The organism is Pedobacter cryoconitis, assembly GCF_014200605.1.
Classification (GTDB): Bacteria; Bacteroidota; Bacteroidia; order Sphingobacteriales; family Sphingobacteriaceae; genus Pedobacter; species Pedobacter cryoconitis_B.
This window is the reverse complement of sequence record NZ_JACHCE010000002.1, coordinates 144,320-162,866: the sequence shown is the minus strand read 5'-3', so window position 1 is coordinate 162,866 and position 18,547 is coordinate 144,320. Positions and strand designations below refer to the sequence as shown.

Sequence of the window (18,547 nt, the reverse complement as noted above, 5' to 3'; positions counted from 1 at the left end):
ATGCGATATAATAAAATCTTTAACCTTTTTAATAACTATGGTCTAAAAAATCTGAAAGCTTCTTATATCGCTTTAAATTAAGTCGCTTTCAGATCTCTTTATTTTTGTTTTTAATTAACTGATAATCAGTGTATTGTGTTTTATTTGCTAATATGTACCATCAAAACTGAAATATCAGAAGGTGAAACTCCCGAAATTCTTGAAGCCTGGCCCAAAGTACGTGGTTTGATCTTCAATAATTTCTCTCTGGCTTCTTTTGACAGCGAGCCTAATGAAGAATAATCAAAATCAGGGTTAATATCTTTATCCTCCATTTTCTGCATTTTATTCACAATCTCCTGTTCTTTCAAAAAGTAGCTTTCATACTTTACTTTGATTTCAGCCTGCTCGATAGTTTCCTTATCAAAAGGAGTTAAGTATTCATCCAGGCTTTTACTCACCTTTCTCAAATCATCAATACCAACTTGTGGTCTGCCAAGAACGCTAACCAATTTAACATTTTGCGCCAAAGGTGTAGAACCTAAATTTTCGAGCATATCATTTGCTTCAGTCATTTCGATTCCCTGCTTACGGGTAAAGGCTACAATGTTATCTGAATTTTTTATTTTCTGATGAACAGTGGCTAAACGCTCATCACTTATTAATCCTAAAGCATGGCCAATAGGGGAGAGCCTGATATCAGCATTATCCTGGCGAAGCAGTAATCTGTGTTCAGCTCTTGAAGTAAACATACGGTATGGTTCTTCAGTTCCTTTGGTAACCAGGTCGTCAATTAATACACCTATATAAGACTCTGATCTTTTCATAATCAATGGAGCCTTCTCATTAATTTTTAAATGCGCATTGATACCTGCAATAAAGCCCTGGCTGGCGGCCTCTTCATATCCTGTAGTTCCATTGATCTGTCCTGCGAAATATAGATTCTCAATTAACTTAGTTTCTAATGTTAATGAAAGTTGGGTAGGCGGGAAGTAATCGTACTCAATGGCATAACCTGGTCTGAACATTTTTGCATTTTCAAATCCGGGGATCTGAATTAATGCTCTGTACTGAACATCTTCAGGTAATGAAGTAGAAAATCCATTTACATAGATTTCACAAGTATCCCATCCTTCAGGTTCTACAAATATCTGGTGCCTGTCACGTTCTGCAAATCTGTTTATCTTATCTTCAATAGAAGGACAGTATCTTGGACCAAGTCCTTTGATTCTTCCGGTAAACATTGGAGATTTTTCAAATCCTTCTTTTAAAGTTTCGTGTACATTACTATTGGTATAGGTAATCCAGCAGCATCTTTTTTCTGTTGGTCTTTCTACATTAGTATAAGAGAATCTTCCTGGGTTTTCATCACCCCATTGTTCTTCCATTAGTGAATAATTCAGCGATCTTCCATCCACGCGTGGGGGAGTTCCTGTCTTCATTCTGCCAGCTTCGAAACCTATAGAAGTTAATTGTTCAGTAATGCCTGTCGCAGCTTTTTCTCCTGTACGGCCACCGCCAAATTTTTTCTCTCCGATATGAATTAAACCGTTCAGGAAAGTACCATTGGTAAGCACTACACTTTTGGCTTTGATCTCAACACCGATTGATGTCTTTACTCCAGTTACTTTATTGTTTTCAATAATTAGACTACTGACCATATCCTGCCAGAAATCTACATTAGGCGTGCGCTCTAAAGCTAGTCTCCATTCTTCTGCAAATCGTTTTCTGTCGTTCTGCGCACGTGGGCTCCACATAGCCGGACCCTTAGATAAATTGAGCATTCTAAATTGCAAAGTAGTCTTATCGCTGATGATTCCTGAGTAACCACCCATGGCATCAATCTCTCTTACAATTTGTCCTTTTGCCACTCCACCCATTGCAGGATTGCAGCTCATTTGCGCAATTGTCTCCATGTTCATGGTGACTAATAAAACGGAAGATCCCATGTTTGCTGCTGCCGCTGCTGCTTCACAACCTGCGTGTCCGGCACCCACAACAATCACATCATATTCTTTAAACATCTTATTTTTATATTTATGTTCCACGTGAAACAAGAGCTGTATTTTCCTGTTCTTATTCTTTATGTTCCACGTGGAACGTTTATTTTTATTCCAGATTAACGGACTTGTTTGCCGTCCTCAATAGCTTAAAAAGCCTTATAATGACCTAAACTATTTCTTTAGATATTTTATTTATTGGTTTTCTCAGATAGTTCTACCCAACGTTCCATAGTCTGTTCTAAGCTAGCATTTAGCTTTTCAATAGACTTTGTTACTTCCTGTATTTCCATATAGTTAGCACTATCGATAGAAAGCAGTGAGTGAGTTAATTTATCAATTTCATTTTCAGTTTCCGCAATTTTGGCTTCAGAATCTTCTAATTCTTTCTGCTCTTTATAAGTTAACTTAAGAGTAGGAGCTGCAGTAGTTTTCTGTTCGTTCTTTACCGCTTTCTGCTCTGGTTTTTCTTTAGGCGTTTCCAGGCTGATTCTGTATTCAGAATAATTACCATTGTAAATACTAACCACACCATCACCTTCCATAATGAATAATTGCTCACTCATTTTGTCTAATAAATACCTGTCGTGAGAAACAAGAATTAACACACCAGGAAAATTCTCCAGGAATTCTTCCAATACATTTAAGGTGTCAATATCTAAATCATTGGTAGGCTCATCCAGGATAAGAAAGTTTGGATTTTGCATTAAAACCTTCATCAGGTGTAAACGCTTTTTCTCCCCACCACTTAGCTTTTCTACCATCCCATGTTGTTTCTTAGGAGGGAAGAGAAACAGTGTCAATAATTGAGATGCAGAGATCATAGAACCATCAGCCATCTTAATATATTCGGCATCTGATTTTACAATATCAATTACTCTTTCTTTTTCATTGAATGCTAAACCACCTTGTTTATAATAACCATAAACCGTAGTTTCTCCAGTGCTTACATTGCCTTTTTCAGGAGTTAAAAATCCTGTAATAATATTTAGCAAAGTAGACTTTCCAGTACCATTTTTTCCGGCTAAACCTATACGGTCTGCACGTTTAAATGTATAGCTGAAATCATTAATAATTTTCTTTTCATCAAAAGCCTGACCAATATGATCCAGTTCCAGGATTTTATTTCCCTGACGGGACATTTTCATACTTAGCGTTACACTTCCATTATCGGAGCGTTGCTTGGTCTTGGATTCTAAATCATAAAAAGCATCAATTCTGGATTGCGATTTTGTAGTTCTTGCAGCTGGCATTCTACGCATCCATTCCAGTTCTTTTTTCAGAAGGTTCTTATTTTTTTGGAAAGTACTCTCATCAGAAGCTTCACGTTCTGATTTTTTTTCAAGGAAATAAGCGTAGTTTCCATTGTAATTATAAATCTTACCTCTGTCCAGTTCTACGATAGTATTACATACATTATCCAGGAAGTACCTGTCATGCGTTACTAATAAAATTGTTTTATTTCCTGAAGTCAGTAATTTCTCCAACCATTCAATTGTATCAATATCCAGGTGATTGGTCGGCTCATCCAGGACATAAATTTCTGGATCTTCAATTAATAATTTAGCAAGAGCCAAACGTTTTTTCTGTCCGCCGGATAAAGTAGCAATTTTTTGCTGGAGATGATTAATACCCATACGGCTTAAAATCGTTTTGATTTCATGTTCGTATTCCCAGGCATTATGTTCACTTAATTCTTCGTATAAACGGTTAAGCGTTTTCTCATCAGGATTAGGATCTTCAATCAGTTCTTCATATTCTTTGATTAACTGCTGCTGTTTATTTTCTGTAGAAAAAATAAAATCACTGATAGAATATCCATCAGGGAAGGAGGGTTCCTGATCAAGGAAGCCAATCTTTACAAATTTATTTTTTACTATTTTTCCCTCAAGCGGATTAAACCGCTCGGCCAGTAATTTTAATAAGGTGCTTTTTCCAGCTCCGTTGATTCCAACCAACGCTACGCGCTGACCTGTCTGGATGCCTAAGGTTAAATTTTTGAATAACCATTCATCGTTGTAGGCATGGCCTAAATTTTCTGCTGCAATTAATGTGCTCAAAGTATATTTTTAACGAATTATCAGATAAGAAATTACCTGCAAAAGTAAGCAATATTTGTGGGTATAATATTCATGTGTTTGAACATCTAAATATTATATTACAATTAAGTAACGTACGGAGTTATAAGTATATAAACAAAAACAACCCGGCCAATGATTTGAGGAATCAGAATGCTGAAATTATTTGACTGACGAGCCGGCAGCTGAACAAAATTGAAAAATTCAATTTTCTTAAAATGGAGGTAATAAATTAATTCAAACGGAGGAAATAAGAAGAGGTCCAGGTCCAGAAAAGCAAAGACTTGATAAAATTCGATTTTTTTAAAGCATCAGCTTCTAATCCTTTGTTTTCGGGGCTTAATAAACGATATAAAGCAATTATAGTCATTTTGAACTCATGACCTTAAGAAAAGTTAAAAATGGCTTATATCGCTTTAAAAGAGGTCGCTGTTTTAGAGATTAAAACTAAATTGTAATTGTCTGATAATCAGTGTTTAGTGGAAGTAACTAATAGCGTAATTCTGATTAAATAGCTAATTTTCCCAAAGAAGCACTGAATAAGGCCAGATATTCATCTTCTTTTTGTGTCATCAGTGTTTTTGCTGCCTTTCCCTTGTCTTTGTAACCTAACAGGTGAAGCGTACCGTGAATCATTACTCTGCACAATTCATCAAGTACAGTTCCTTTGAATTGTTTTGCATTTTCCTGAATACGTTCAATACTGATAAAGATATCCCCTTCGATCATTTTAAGCGTCTCTGAGTTATCAAAAGTAATCACATCAGTATAAGTGTCATGGTTGAGATACTGTTGGTTTATAGCCAGCAAATATTCATCAGAACACAAGATAAAAGTTAACTCCTCCAACTGATAGCCTTCGGCAATGATCGTATCATTGATCCAGTTTCTGATCAGGGTTTTATTTTTGAGGGTATACTTAACGTCTTCTAAAAAAAAATTAATAGCTGGTTTGCTCATGTATCACAATTTACGGCTGCAAATTTAGCAATTTAAAATAGTCCGCTATTTTATTTTTGTAATAGTAATTTAATGAAGGAGGCAATTTCTGAAACAACTCCTGTTCACTGGTCTGTTTCTTTTTAAATTGTTGCAGAAGTTTAGGATAGGATGGAGGGAAATCTTTTCCAGCTTTGCTTTCTCTTTTACCATCTTCATTTTGTTCTCTGGTCGCTTTATCTGCTTCCAGTAACTTGGTGAGTACTTCTTGCTGGCGTTTGATTGTTGCCTCTTCCAGTCTTTTATTGATCAGCTCAGTTTCGGTACTTTTCATGTCTTTAATGACCTGGTTTAAATTACCGAGCTTTCCTTTTCCATCTTTATTTTCTTCTGTATTGAGTTTTTGCAAAGCTTCCCGGATCATCTGCTGCTGCTGTGCCATTTTCGCAAAGTTCTCACTCATTTCTCCTTTAGGAACATTCCCCTGCTTACCTTCTTTTTGTAATTGCTGACGGGCCTGCTCCATATTTTTATTTAGCTGCTGTTGCATTTGCTGTAAAGTTTGCATGGATTGTTTTCCTTTTCCCTTTCCACCCGACTTCGCATTGCGCTTATTTTTTTCCAGTTGTTCAAGGGCTTCGTTAAGCATTAATGACAGGTTATTAATCGAAGTCATTGTATATTGCTGATTTTTTACGGCCTCATAAGTTCTGCGGTCGGCCAGATTTTCCAGACTTTTATCCAGATTAAAATTGATTTGCTGCATCTCATCATTTACCGCAGTCTGGATTTGCGGAACCCTTCTGCTCAGAGAAGAAAGACTGTCTGAAATGGTTTTTAGATTATCCTTTATTCCGCGTTGTAATTGTACATTTTGTATATATGCAGGGTCATTAAAAGCCATTTTCTTTAAACTCAGCATCACTTTTTCCTGATCGAAAGATGTTTTAAGTAAATGCTGCAACAATAATCTTAATTCTTCTGTCTGCAGATTGCTTTCCATTTCTGTCGCAGACTGCTGTTCATCTTTAAGCTGCTGCGCCATTTCCTGCATTTGATCAGCTGCCTTTTGCTGTTGCTCTGAAGCTTTCTGTCTTTGATTCTGTGCTAATTTGTCTAAACTCTGCTGCTGTTGCTTTTGAATTTCCTGTTGTTTTTTCTCCTGTGGTTTAAAAGAGTTGGGGCGTTCCAGAGCCTGATTTTTTGCATCAAGTTCTTTCATTTCTTTTTGGAGCGTATTGAAATCTTCCTGTTGTTTCTCCTGACTTTTTTTCAAAGACTCCAGCGTATTTTTTTTATCAGCAGTTGATTTACTTAGTTCTTTTTGTGTTTTTGCGAGTTCAGTTAAACGATCAATTTTATTTTGAAGGTTCTGTTCAAATTCTAATTGTTTATATAACTCCAGAATCCTGTCCAGTTCATTCTTTAAAGATTTGTTATCCATAGTCATCTTACTCAGTTCCTGCTGCGTCTGATCTTTGTTATTCTGAGTGATCATATTTTGTAGTTTCTCAAGCAGATCTTTAGTTTTAGCATCAAGGACATTGTTAAACAAATCGTCTATTTTTTTCTGTTTTTCGGCCAGATCCTGTTTAAGTGCATCATTTTCCTGAGCATTAAATGTATTTTTCTTTTTTGCCTCCTGTATGTCTTTAACTACCTCTTCCAGCTTTTTCTGTTTGTCCAGCAATTGGTTAATTTCTTTTTTATCCTCAAAAGAGAGTTCCTTTTTGTCCAGGAGAGTTTCGCCCAGTTTCTTACTTTCTTTCTCTACCTGGCCAGCCAGTTTAATGGCCGATTCCATCTGCTGTTTTAATTTTGTGCTTGCCGTATTCATTTGTTTTTCAAGCTGGGCAGGCGTTGGTTCTGCATAAATTTTTATAGGGGTGCGGCTTTTTTTAGGGCCATTCACAGCATCATTATCTGCTACTTCTAAATAATACTCCAATAACTGACCTGGTTTGATGGTTATGTTTTTAAGATTCCAGAAATAGAAAAATGCATTTTCCAGCTGATCTGATTTAACAGGAATTCCTGTTTGTACAGTTTTCTTCGCGACTCCATTTTCTTTAAGTGTATAAATAAACTTCAACGCACTAAATCCATGATCATCGTGGATATTTCCCGTAAAATATAAGGCCTTACGGCTTATTGAATCCGGTGTTTCTTTGACTTCAATAGTGGGAGATAAATCAGCAATGACTTCAATTTTATGCATAATAGAATCCTTATGCAGGGAAAATTCATTTTTAGGAATAACCCGGTAATCCTGATTTTTTTTAAGCAAAGCTTTAAAAATGGCTGAGTTATTTACTACCGGAAGCTCCTGTGTGTGAGTGCCAAGGGCAAATAAAAGCTGTTTTGTATTCTCTGTAGAGATCTTCCAGGTCACGGTAGTGCCTTCGGGTAAGATTAAATCACCGGCATTAGCTATTAACTCATTCTTTTTCTTCAGATAAGCAGGGTAGTTCAGGCTGGCCTCCATGGTCAATACTGCAGGTCTTGGCTTGACAATTAATGTATAAGATCTGGAATCAAAACCGCCTGCATTAAATTGAATTACCTGTGTTTGCTGCAGGTTTTTGAGTGTATACTGAAAAAGACTGCTGGTTTTTTTTTCGAATTTGAAAGTATTCAATCCATCTTTCATGTAAACTTCCTGAGGCAACTGATCACCATCTATTTTTAAATTAAGCTGTAAATCATCACCTTGTGTAACGGCAAGTGTTTTATTCAGCAGGACGAAATCAAAAGGTGCGGGAGGCAGGATTACCTGATCATATTGAACAAAACTCTTTGTTCCTTCTCTTAATACAGCGGGTGCAAGCAAACCAATCAGAATAATCAGGGCCAGTGGCACCAGGAAATATTTGATCAGTTTTTTATTGTCACCCAAATTTATGGCCTTACTAAAAGGCACAGGGGTTAATTCATTAATTTTCTGATCTATTCCGGCTAAGATCAGCTGATTATGGACCGGGGATAAATCGGCGAGGGCTTTGAGCTGTAAGGTGTTTAGTAATTTATCACGTACAGGCTGAAAATGATTCCCTATAAGCTCTGCAGCTTCTTCCATACTAAGTGTTTTACTTAATCTGAAATAGGCCAATGCAGGTTTAATTATCCCTATAGCAGTTGAAACCAGTAAAATCAGTAAATAAGAAAAGAAAAGTATTGTTTTTATCAGCGGGGCGGGGTGCAGAAAATACACCAGGATAAATAGAATAAGGTAAAGGGCAAATAACAGGGCAAGCGTATAAATCAGGCCATGAAGCAGTTTATTGAGATAAAACTGCTGTTTAAATTCATTAATCTTTGAAATTAAAAGTCTGTAATTACTGTCCATCCCTGTTGCGCAGCAGCGCTTTTATTTTTAAAGATAAAAAAGCCTTGTAGAGAGAACGAATGTAATTACTGTTTTTTTATCCTTTAGGAGAAGAATAGTCGTTTCGTAACACAAAACAGGTTTTAAAGGGCATAAAAAAAGCTTCCCGATATCTCATCAGGAAGCTTGTACGAATTATGGTTATAATAATCTAGATTACTTTAACATTGATCGCATTCAAACCTTTTTTACCGCTTTCAACATCGTATTCTACTTTGTCGTTTTCACGGATTTCATCGATAAGGCCTGTTGAATGTACAAAAATTTCGCTATCGCCATTCGCTGGTACGATAAATCCAAAACCTTTAGTTACATTGAAAAATTTTACTGTTCCTTCTTGCATTGTATTATGTATTAATAATTAAGTCTGCAATGTAGTAATTATTTTTTTATAATGTGCAAATGCTTCATTTTTTGATAAATATAATTTTTGGAGATTTATTTTGCAGGTTTTCTGCCGGTTACGTTCACAGTAATTTCACTGGCATGTGGTATCCCTAACGTGCTTCCTGGTTTAATTATAAGTAAATTTTGAAGGTATACGCTGGTAATTCCAGCAAGTACTTTTTTACGTGTTTCTTTAAATTCAGGCAGATTAGTAAAGAAATAGCTGAGTTGTAATTTTCCTTTTTCATCAACGATTACATTGAATTCGTAAGCAAAGTCTTTATAAGCATCCGGAATCACCAGTTTATAACGGGGATAGAGATAATCATAAGCCTCAGTTCTGCCATTTAATTTATCGACACTGCTCAATCGTTCCACAGTAATCCTGTTATCGCGGGCACGCAGCGTAGCTATTTGTCTGCCAGCAAAAACACTATCCCGGTTATCAGGATATTTATTTGCCCTTGCAACCATTTCTTTAATAAAAACAGTATCAGTTTTACTTGGCCGTTGTAATTTTCCGGCAGTTGTTTTTAATTTATTTTTGATATAATCATCTGCATAAAAGGTCATGTTTACATCAGAGCGTATATCATCTGCAATTTCCTTTTTGGTGACCTGAAGCCTTTGAAAAACAAGACTGTCTTTACTGATTAGCTTAAACCTGAACCATTCTTTAGCGAAATTAAATACATCTGCGTGATCATGGTGGAGATGAAAGCCCTGCATAATCTTTTGGGCAGGGTCATAGGCCAGGACTGTATCAGCAGATTTAAACTGAATAATCCAGCTCGGTTCCTGCTGAAAACCTGTAGTGTCAAATGATAACCCGTTACTGAAACGACGTTTTACTTCGGTATATCTGATCCCTTTTACAGTAGTGACATCCAGCTTATCTGTTGATGTTGATTTTTCTTTTTCCGGTTTAGTATGACAAGCTGTAAACAGCAGGCTTAAACTGACAAAAATTGACAGGGAGTTAATTGCTCTCATATAACAGACAACGCTTTTTTTCCTGCAAATATATCAGGCTTTCTTTGCTAATCATAACGCAGATGAATAAAACGAAAGGCTATAAGTCTCAAAAACAGCACATTTTTAAATCCTGGTGAGGATAAATGCCGATTATCTATCTTTCATGATCTTAATCTTAACTTAGTCAGTTCTGTTAAAAAGCAATATATTCGGTTCTGATCAATGATAAACAAAGGGATGAGCGTTAAAATACCAGGTTATATGCAGTCGGTTTTCGTTTTGCTGACTTTACTTCTTTTTGAAAGCTGCAGTGTCCGGCAGCAGATGGAAAAAAATGTGGGGCGTTTTATCAAAGATTCCCCTGTTCTGAACGACCATGTTTTTGGTTTTTCCTTAGCAGATCCTGACCAGAATGAGGTGATATATCAGAAAGATGCGGATAAGTATTTTATACCGGCATCGAATGTGAAATTATATACTTTTTACGCAGGGCTTAAAATACTATCTGATTCTATTCCTTCGTTGCGTTATATCGAGCTGGGGGATTCTCTTATTTTCTGGGGAACAGGCGACCCTTCTTTTTTGAAACGAAGAATGCAGGGCGATAAAGTCTTAAGTTTTCTTTCTTCAAGTTCTAAGAAACTATTTTTTGCTCCGGGCAGATATGCAGGTAATGTTTATGGACAGGGATGGGCCTGGGATGATTACAACGAAGATACGCAGGCTGAAATTACTGAACTTCCTGTAATGGATAACCTGGTTGCGGTTCAAAATAAACAAGGTAAACTGCATACAGACCTGCCTTACTTTCAGGGGGGCCTTGTCAGGGACAGTACGATGAAAGGTAAGGGTTTTACAGTGATCAGAAGCACTAAAACTAATGAATTTAACTACCCCCCGGCAGCTGCCCCAAATGATTTTATGCAGCTTATTCCTTATCAAACAAGTACTTTAATTACACTAAAATTGCTCAGAGATACTTTACACCGTGATATTGAGCTAATCAGCAGGAGGATGCCTGTTAATGCAAAAACGGTTTATAATATGAAATCGGAGGATGTTTTCAGAGAAATGCTGTTGCCGAGCGACAATTTTATTGCAGAACAATTACTGCTGGTTTATGCCAATCAGTTTCAACAGGAATTAAGCGGAACCGATGTAATCCGTTATGTACTGGATAAATATCTGAAAAATCTGCCTCAAAAACCACGCTGGGTAGATGGATCAGGATTGTCCCGGATGAATTTGTTTAGTCCGGCAGATATGGTCATGCTCTTGAAAATGATTGATAAAGAGATCAATAACAGAGAAAAATTATTTAGTATGCTGCCTGCAGGAGGCCAGAGGGGCACCCTGAAAAACGCCTATCCAAAAACAGATCATCCTTATGTATTTGCTAAAACGGGGACTTTTTCTAATAATTATAACCAAAGTGGTTATCTGGTCACTAAAAAGGGAAGAACCCTGATCTTCTCTTTCATGAATAATAATTTCATGCGTCCGATAGCTGAAATCAAGGCAGAAATGGCCAGAATGATGGGCTATATCCACGAAAAATATTAAAACTTGCGGTTGACCTCTTGCAGCCTGGTAGAAAAGGGGTTGAAAACTGTGTTGTAAGGGCCTTGAAAGGACATTGGAAGGACCCTGCAATGACCTGAGTCCTTCCAACCCCCTCTCAAGGCTGGTTTAATAGCGTTTCAATGCAGTTTTTAACAAGAATACTAACGGTTTTCATCCCTTATACTTCTTCTTCATTTGATAACACAAATTAAACAGCTTCTATAAATTTAATCTCTATTTTTGCCCGGATATGCAAAAGTCCGATCAATCGATTTATACCCTGCAATTTGGCCTGGTATGTTTAAGTTCTTTCCTCTTTTCAGCGAGTTTTAATATGTTAATTCCTGAATTACCTGCTTATCTGAGTGCAATGGGCGGTGCTTCTTATAAAGGGTTAATCGTTGCGTTATTTACGCTCACAGCCGGAATTTGCCGGCCTTTTAGTGGTAAACTGACCGACACAGTAGGCCGGGTCCCTGTCATGGCTGTGGGTTCTATCGTTTGTTTTGTTTGTGGATTTCTATATCCTGTATTGACTACAATTTCTGGATTTTTATTACTTAGGTTAATTCATGGATTTTCTACAGGGTTTAAACCCACTGCTACAGCAGCTTATGTGGCAGATCTTGTCCCTATAAACAGGTGGGGAGAGGCAATGGGTATTCATGGGATTTGTTTCAGCACCGGGCTTGCTATAGGACCGGCTATAGGAAGTACAATTACTGATCATTTTTCAATCAATATACTGTTTTACTGCTCTTCTGTTTTTGCGCTATCGTCAATTGTTATCCTTTGGAATATGAAAGAAACGCTTAAGGAAAAACAACCATTCAGTTTTTCATTACTTAAAATTAAAAGACAGGATATTCTTGAATGGAGAGTCATACCGGCTGCTTTGATCACTTTGCTCAGTTATGTGAGTTATGGCGTCATCCTGACAGTTGTAGGGGATTGGAGTAAATATCTGGGTACCAGTAATAAAGGGTTGTTTTTTATGGTATTTACCATCACTTCTTTACTGATCAGGTTTGTTGCCGGTAAAGCGTCTGATAAACATGGACGGGTTTTAATCTTAAAAATATCCCTTGCCTTATTAGCGGTTTCCTTATTGTGTATAGGTCTGGCAAACTCATCTTTTACCCTAATGGCAGCTTCTGCCTTATACGGTGTAGCAACAGGCATGCTCTCGCCAACAGCAAATGCATGGACGATAGATCTGAGTGATCCAAAACACCGCGGAAAGGCTATGGCCACGATGTATATCGCACTGGAAGCCGGAATTGGGCTGGGGGCTTTGCTTGCCGGATGGTTATTTATAGACAATATCAAAACCATACCCTATACATTTTTTATCTGTACGGGTATTACTATTGCGGCATTGGTTTATCTTCAGTTTATCTGGAAAGCCAGGCCTGCAGAAGTAGCTTAATTATTGGTTGGCAGCAACCAGCAGTTCAATATCTTTATAAGGAAGGCCAAACCGGGCTGCCAGATCTTTACTGGTCAGGTGGCCTTTAAAAATATAAAGGGCTTCTCTGATACCAGGTTTGTTCCATACCAGGCTCATTAAGCCGCCCATTTCCCCTATATCTACCAGAATTGGGGTAAAGATATTGGTCAGGGCATAAGAAGCTGTCCTGGGAACTCTGGATGCGATATTAGGGACACAATAATGAATGACGTCATGTTTCCTGAAAACGGGGTCTTTATGATTCGTTACTTCTGAAGTCTCAAAACAGCCGCCCTGGTCTATACTTACATCAATCACAACCGAGTCCGGTTTCATTCTGCTCACGGTCTCTTCCATGATCACACAGGGACTTCTGCCATTTGTAGCACGGATGGCACCGATAACAACATCACAGGTAGTTACAGCCTTTCCAAGAACGATTGGCTGCATAACAGAAGTAAATACACGGCTGCCTAAATTATTCTGCAGACGGCGCAGGCGATAAATAGAGCTATCAAAGACTTTAACTTCAGCGCCCAGGGAAAGTGCTGTTCTGGCAGCATATTCGCCTACTGTTCCTGCGCCCAGAATGACAATTTCGGTAGGGGGAACACCGGTAAATCCACCAAGCATTAATCCTTTTCCACCGGTAACACTGCTTAAATATTCTGCTGCAATGAAGATAGAGGTAGCTCCGACAATTTCACTCATGGCACGTACCACAGTTAAAATATTTCCTTCATCCCGCAGGTTTTCAAAACATAAGGCATTGATTTTCTTATTCAATAATGCTTTCAGGTAGCCTTCTTTGAGTGCGCCCATCTGTAAAGCAGAAATCAATGTCTGGCCTTTATGCATCAGTTCGATTTCTTCTAAAGTAGGAGGAGCAATTTTCACAATGATATCGGCATCATATACATCCTTTTTATTGAATGTAATCTGTGCGCCCTGTTCACTGTAATCATTATCTGAAAAATTTGCCCCTGTGCCAGCACCGCTTTCCAGCAACACTTTGTTTCCGTGATTGACCAGAAGTGCAACGGATAATGGTGTAAGTGCAATGCGTGTTTCCTGAAAAGAGATCTCTTTTGGAATACCAATATAAAGACTATTGCTTTTCTGTTTAATTTCTGACAATGTCTCTTTAGGCTGCAGCAACCCTTTTTGAGCAATAGAGGCCATTTCTTCCCGTAATCCTGTAGCCATTTTGTCTATCTGATTTTTTGATTGAAATTAAGAAAAATAAGCTGAATTAACAGCTCCCGAGCGTTAAATTTTTGTGAAGCAAAACAACCTCTGCATTTCTGACAGCGTAGTAATTCCGACTTCAATGTAGTTTTCAGGCATCAATTCCCTGATTCGTTCAGGCCACTCTATCAGGCAGATATGGCCAGAATAAAAATATTCTTCATAACCAATATCAAATACTTCATGCAGGTTTTTAATCCTGTAAAAATCAAAATGATAGATTATCTGACCGGCCGCAGCATATTCGTTTACTATAGAAAATGTAGGGCTGCTCACTACATCCTTTACTCCTAATTTTTCACAAAGCGCTTTGATAAAAGTTGTTTTTCCAGCGCCCATTTCGCCCTCGAAGGCGAATATTTTTTCGTTTCCGGCAAAACCAAGCAATGCTTCTGCAGCATTGCCCAGCTCGTCGGGGTGATTGATTTCAATGTTCATTTAAAGATATTATCTTGAGCTGTAAGTCGCTACAGGAATCATCATTTCTTCCAGGGAGATTCCACCATGCTGGAACGTTTCATTGTAATAGTTCACAAACTGGTTGTAGTTATTCTGATAAACAAAATAACGGTCTTCTTTGGCAAAAATATAATTAGAACTAATATTTATTTTAGGCAATTGTGCTTCATGCGGATTTTTGATCAAAAAGACCTCTTTTGCATTAAAATTCAGATTTCTGCCCTGTTTATAGCGCAGGTTTGTATTGGTATTCCTGTCACCGATCACTTTACTCGGATGTTTAACCCTGATGGTACCATGATCTGTAGTGATAATCACTTTTACCTGTTTCTGAGCAAGCTTTTTAAGCAGCTCCAGTAAAGGTGAATGTTCAAACCATGAAAGTGTCAGTGAGCGGTAAGCAGCATCGTCATTTGCCAGTTCCCTGATCATTGCCATGTCTGTACGGGCATGAGAAAGCATATCTACAAAGTTATAAACGATGGCATTAAACTCATTCTGCATCAGGTTATTCATCTGTTCATTCAATGCTTTTCCATCATCATAGGTAAGGATTTTATGATAGCTGAATTTACAGTCTTTACGTACACTACGTTTAATCTGATCAGCAAGGAAAGCTTCTTCATGCATGTTTTTTCCACCTTCTTCATCGTCGTTCTGCCAAAGTGAAGGGAAACGTTTTTCCATTTCAAGTGGCATTAAACCCGAAAAGATTGAGTTTCTTGCATATTGTGTCGCTGTGGGAAGGATACTTGTATAAATATCTTCTTCATCTAACCGGAAATGTTCTGTAATCAGCGGATTGATTATCTTCCACTGGTCATATCTCAGGTTGTCAATCAGGATGAAAAATACAGGTGTAGTAGAATTGATATGCGGGAATGCTTTCTTTTTAAGCAGTTCATTTGACAATAAAGGCGTTTTTCCTCTTTTGTTTACCCAGTCAATATAGTTGTCTTCAATAAATTTAGAAAACTGTGTATTGGCCTCAGACTTTTGCATGGTTAAAATCTCGTGCATCTGAGGGTCGTCCAGTTTTTCCAGTTCCAGTTCCCAGAATATCAATTTTTTATAAACCTCAGTCCACTCTTCGTAGCTCAGTTTATCATTCAGGGTCATTCCTAAACGTCTGAAATCCTGCTGATAAGCCATTGATGTTTTGGCGCTGATCAGTCTTTTATTATCTATGATTTTCTTGATGGTCAGCAGTACCTGTTTAGGGTTAACCGGCTTTATCAGGTAATCGTCAATTTTTGATCCGATGGCATCCTCCATCAGATTTTCCTCTTCACTTTTGGTAATCAGGACAACCGGAATGTCACTTTTTATATTTTTAATGGCAGACAGGGTTTCCAGTCCACTCATCCCTGGCATGTTCTCGTCCAGAAATACCAGGTCGAAATGCTCTTTGCCAAAAGCCTCCAATGCATCGTTCCCATTTGTAAATGTGGTCACGTGGTATCCTTTTTCGTTTAATAATAATATATGTGGTTTTAATAAGTTAATCTCATCATCGGCCCATAGAATCCTGGTTTCCTGCATTATTGTATGTATAAGGTGTAAATAATTCTTTAAAAAGAGTGATCTCTTTCTTAAGTACGGATAAAAATAGCAATTTTTGTACCGTATAATTTATTTTGCTAAGATTGAATAAAAAGAAAATAATAAATGACCCGGTATATGGATTTATCAATATACCTTCAGAGCTGATCTTTGATCTGATCTCACACCGGTTTTTTCAGCGTTTACGCTATATTAAACAGCTGGGGATGACACATCTGGTTTATCCGGGAGCTTTGCATACGCGTTTTCATCATGCCTTGGGTGCAATGCACCTGATGTGCCTCGCTATAGAGATCTTACGCAGTAAAGGACATGAAATTACAAAGGACGAAGAAGAGGGGGCAACGATAGCGATATTACTCCATGATATTGGTCATGGCCCATTTTCACATGCACTGGAATATTCATTAGTGAAAGGTATCCGGCATGAAGACATTTCTATATTAATTATGGAACGTCTGAACGTGGAATTTGAAGGGAAGTTAAGTACCGCTATAGCTATATTCAAAGGAGAATATGAAAAGAAATTCCTGCATCAGTTAATCTCCAGCCAGCTTGACCTGGACAGAATGGACTATTTAAACAGAGATAGCTTTTTTACAGGCGTAAGTGAAGGGGTCATCAGTTTCGACCGGATCATTAAGATGTTTAATATTGCAGATGACCAGCTGGTGATCGAAGAAAAGGGGATCTATTCTATAGAAAAATTCCTGATTGCAAGAAGACTGATGTACTGGCAGGTTTATTTACACAAAACGGTTATTGCCGGAGAAATGCTGCTGGTTAAAATTTTAAAGCGTGCTAAGGAACTTGCTGTTAAGGGTGAGGAGTTGTTTGCAACCCCCGCATTACAGCATTTTCTGAAAAATGAAATCTCTCAGAAAGAATTTTTTGAAACTGATATACATTTGCTGCAATTTGCCAAACTGGACGATCAGGACATCTTTGCATCTGTAAAAGTATGGTGCGGACATCAGGACAGGATACTTTCTATGTTATGTAATATGCTGGTAAGCCGTAATTTATATAAAACGGAGATTAGTCATGAACTGCCAGAAGCCAGCAGGGTTGCACTGATTAGTGAAAATACTGCTTTTAGTCTTGGAATTGGACAGAATGAGGTATCTTACTTTGTTTTTACGGATGTAATCAGCAACAGGGCCTATAATACGGGGGGCGGAAACAGTACAATAAATATATTAATGAAGAATAATACGACTACGGATATTGCAAAAGCATCTGATTTATCTAACCTGGAATCGCTTGACAGAACGGTTAAGAAACACATACTTTGCTATCCACGAATTATTTAGCATTATTTAACAAAATAATCCAATTATTATCCCGTTTTTTATCCGATTATACGAGCGCATAAAAATAGTCAAATAGCTGAAAAAATAGGGGGTTGTGATTATTTGTTCATATCAATTTAACATTTAACTTTGTAGAATGCAATTTACTGCCAAGCAGATAAGCGACTTTTTAAGTGGAACGGTTGAGGGCGATGAAACTATCACAGTTTCAGAGCTCTCGAAAATAGAAGAAGGGAAAAAAGGGACCTTATGTTTTCTATCTAACCGGAAATACGAGAACTATATCTATTCAACGAACGCGTCAGTGGTTATCGTTGGGTTGGATTTTGTTCCTTCACAACCTATCAGCTGTACGCTGGTTAAGGTGAAGGATCCATATAGTGCTTTTTCTGTTTTACTGGAAAAGTACAATGAAGTCTTAAATCAGACCTCTCAAAAAACAGGTATTGAACAGCCTTCTTTTGTTCATCCTACAGCAAAAATCGGTAAGAATGTATTTATTGGGGCCTTCTCTTATATAGATGAGAATGTCGAAATAGGCGATAATACTAAAATTTTACAGCAGGTACATATTGGTTCGGACTCAAAAATAGGCTCTGGGGGAACTTTTCATCCGGGAGTTAAAATCTATAACCGATCTGTTATTGGAAATGGCGTCGTTATCCATTCTAATACAGTAATTGGCAGTGATGGATTTGGATTTGCACCGCAGCCAGATGGTACTTACACTAAAATTGCACAGATTGGAAATGTCGTGATTGAGGATGATGTAGAAGTTGGGGCCAATACTGCGATTGACAGGGCGACAATGGGGTCAACTTTTATCAGAAAAGGCTCAAAACTGGATAATCTGATTCAGATTGCGCATAATGTTGAGGTTGGTGAGCATACGGTTGTTGCTGCCCAGGCAGGAATTTCCGGAAGCAGCAAGGTTGGAGAACGATCTGTCGTTGGCGGACAAGTTGGGATTGCCGGACATTTATCGCTGGCAAAAGGCACTCAGATCGGGGCTCAGGCAGGGATTAATTCCAATATAACAGAAGAAAATAAACAATGGCATGGCACACCTGCGCAGCCACTTAGAGACTGGATGCGTGCATCTGTTTTATTTAAGCATTTGCCGGGAATAGAAAAACGGATTTCAAAATTAGAGGCTGAAATTACAGCAAAACTCCAGTCATAGTATAATTAGTACCACACAAAACAAT

General features: G+C 37.8%; 13 protein-coding genes. 4 read left to right on the top strand and 9 right to left on the bottom strand.

The features are described 5' to 3' along the window. Positions 1 to 140: 140 nt before the first annotated feature. The 6 genes from mnmG to HDE68_RS06730 form a co-directional block, all read right to left on the bottom strand. Positions 141 to 2,003, bottom strand: a complete 1,863-nt coding sequence (gene mnmG, locus HDE68_RS06755) for a tRNA uridine-5-carboxymethylaminomethyl(34) synthesis enzyme MnmG (protein WP_183880276.1) — start codon at positions 2,001 to 2,003, stop codon at positions 141 to 143. Between the two features lie 167 nt (positions 2,004 to 2,170). After that, positions 2,171 to 4,039, bottom strand: a complete 1,869-nt coding sequence (locus tag HDE68_RS06750) for an ABC-F family ATP-binding cassette domain-containing protein (protein ID WP_183880273.1) — start codon at positions 4,037 to 4,039, stop codon at positions 2,171 to 2,173. A 525-nt stretch (positions 4,040 to 4,564) separates the two neighbouring features. Next, positions 4,565 to 5,017, bottom strand: a complete 453-nt coding sequence (ybeY, locus tag HDE68_RS06745) for an rRNA maturation RNase YbeY (protein WP_183880271.1) — start codon at positions 5,015 to 5,017, stop codon at positions 4,565 to 4,567. Positions 5,018 to 5,027: 10 nt separating this feature from the next. Continuing rightward, positions 5,028 to 8,342 carry a DUF4175 family protein gene (locus HDE68_RS06740; protein WP_183880269.1) on the bottom strand — a complete coding sequence of 1,105 codons (3,315 nt, stop codon included), beginning with the start codon at positions 8,340 to 8,342 and terminating at the stop codon, positions 5,028 to 5,030. Positions 8,343 to 8,532: 190 nt separating this feature from the next. After that, on the bottom strand, positions 8,533 to 8,724 hold the full coding sequence (locus HDE68_RS06735) for a cold-shock protein (protein WP_037441187.1): 192 nt from the start codon (positions 8,722 to 8,724) through the stop codon (positions 8,533 to 8,535). A gap of 95 nt (positions 8,725 to 8,819) precedes the next feature. After that, complete coding sequence (locus HDE68_RS06730) at positions 8,820 to 9,761, bottom strand: hypothetical protein (protein WP_183880267.1); 942 nt, start codon at positions 9,759 to 9,761, stop codon at positions 8,820 to 8,822. A gap of 219 nt (positions 9,762 to 9,980) precedes the next feature. Here HDE68_RS06730 and HDE68_RS06725 point away from each other — a divergent pair, with 219 nt between their 5' ends. Together HDE68_RS06725 and HDE68_RS06720 are read left to right on the top strand one after the other, a co-directional pair. Beyond that, positions 9,981 to 11,306 (top strand): D-alanyl-D-alanine carboxypeptidase, encoded by a 1,326-nt coding sequence (locus HDE68_RS06725; protein ID WP_183880265.1) that lies wholly within the window; start codon positions 9,981 to 9,983, stop codon positions 11,304 to 11,306. Positions 11,307 to 11,556: 250 nt separating this feature from the next. Then, the gene (locus tag HDE68_RS06720) at positions 11,557 to 12,735 is read left to right on the top strand and encodes an MFS transporter (protein ID WP_183880263.1); all 1,179 of its coding nucleotides are present in this window, start codon (positions 11,557 to 11,559) and stop codon (positions 12,733 to 12,735) included. On the opposite strand, the gene HDE68_RS06715 is transcribed toward HDE68_RS06720, so the two are convergent. The 3 genes from HDE68_RS06715 to HDE68_RS06705 form a co-directional block, all read right to left on the bottom strand. After that, entirely contained in the window at positions 12,736 to 13,962 is a 1,227-nt protein-coding gene (locus HDE68_RS06715; RefSeq protein ID WP_183880261.1) for an alanine dehydrogenase, read from the bottom strand. It abuts the gene before it with no gap. Between the two features lie 63 nt (positions 13,963 to 14,025). After that, complete coding sequence (gene tsaE / locus HDE68_RS06710; RefSeq protein WP_183880258.1) at positions 14,026 to 14,442, bottom strand: tRNA (adenosine(37)-N6)-threonylcarbamoyltransferase complex ATPase subunit type 1 TsaE; 417 nt, start codon at positions 14,440 to 14,442, stop codon at positions 14,026 to 14,028. Between the two features lie 9 nt (positions 14,443 to 14,451). Further along, the gene (locus tag HDE68_RS06705; protein WP_183880256.1) at positions 14,452 to 16,005 is read right to left on the bottom strand and encodes a bifunctional response regulator/alkaline phosphatase family protein; all 1,554 of its coding nucleotides are present in this window, start codon (positions 16,003 to 16,005) and stop codon (positions 14,452 to 14,454) included. Between the two features lie 104 nt (positions 16,006 to 16,109). Between HDE68_RS06705 and HDE68_RS06700 the strand changes: the two genes are divergently transcribed. Together HDE68_RS06700 and lpxD are read left to right on the top strand one after the other, a co-directional pair. After that, on the top strand, positions 16,110 to 17,339 hold the full coding sequence (locus HDE68_RS06700; RefSeq protein WP_183880254.1) for an HD domain-containing protein: 1,230 nt from the start codon (positions 16,110 to 16,112) through the stop codon (positions 17,337 to 17,339). Between the two features lie 136 nt (positions 17,340 to 17,475). Then, a complete protein-coding gene (gene lpxD, locus HDE68_RS06695) occupies positions 17,476 to 18,522 on the top strand; it encodes a UDP-3-O-(3-hydroxymyristoyl)glucosamine N-acyltransferase (protein ID WP_183880252.1) in 1,047 nt (348 codons plus the stop codon). The last annotated feature ends 25 nt before the right edge of the window (positions 18,523 to 18,547 follow it).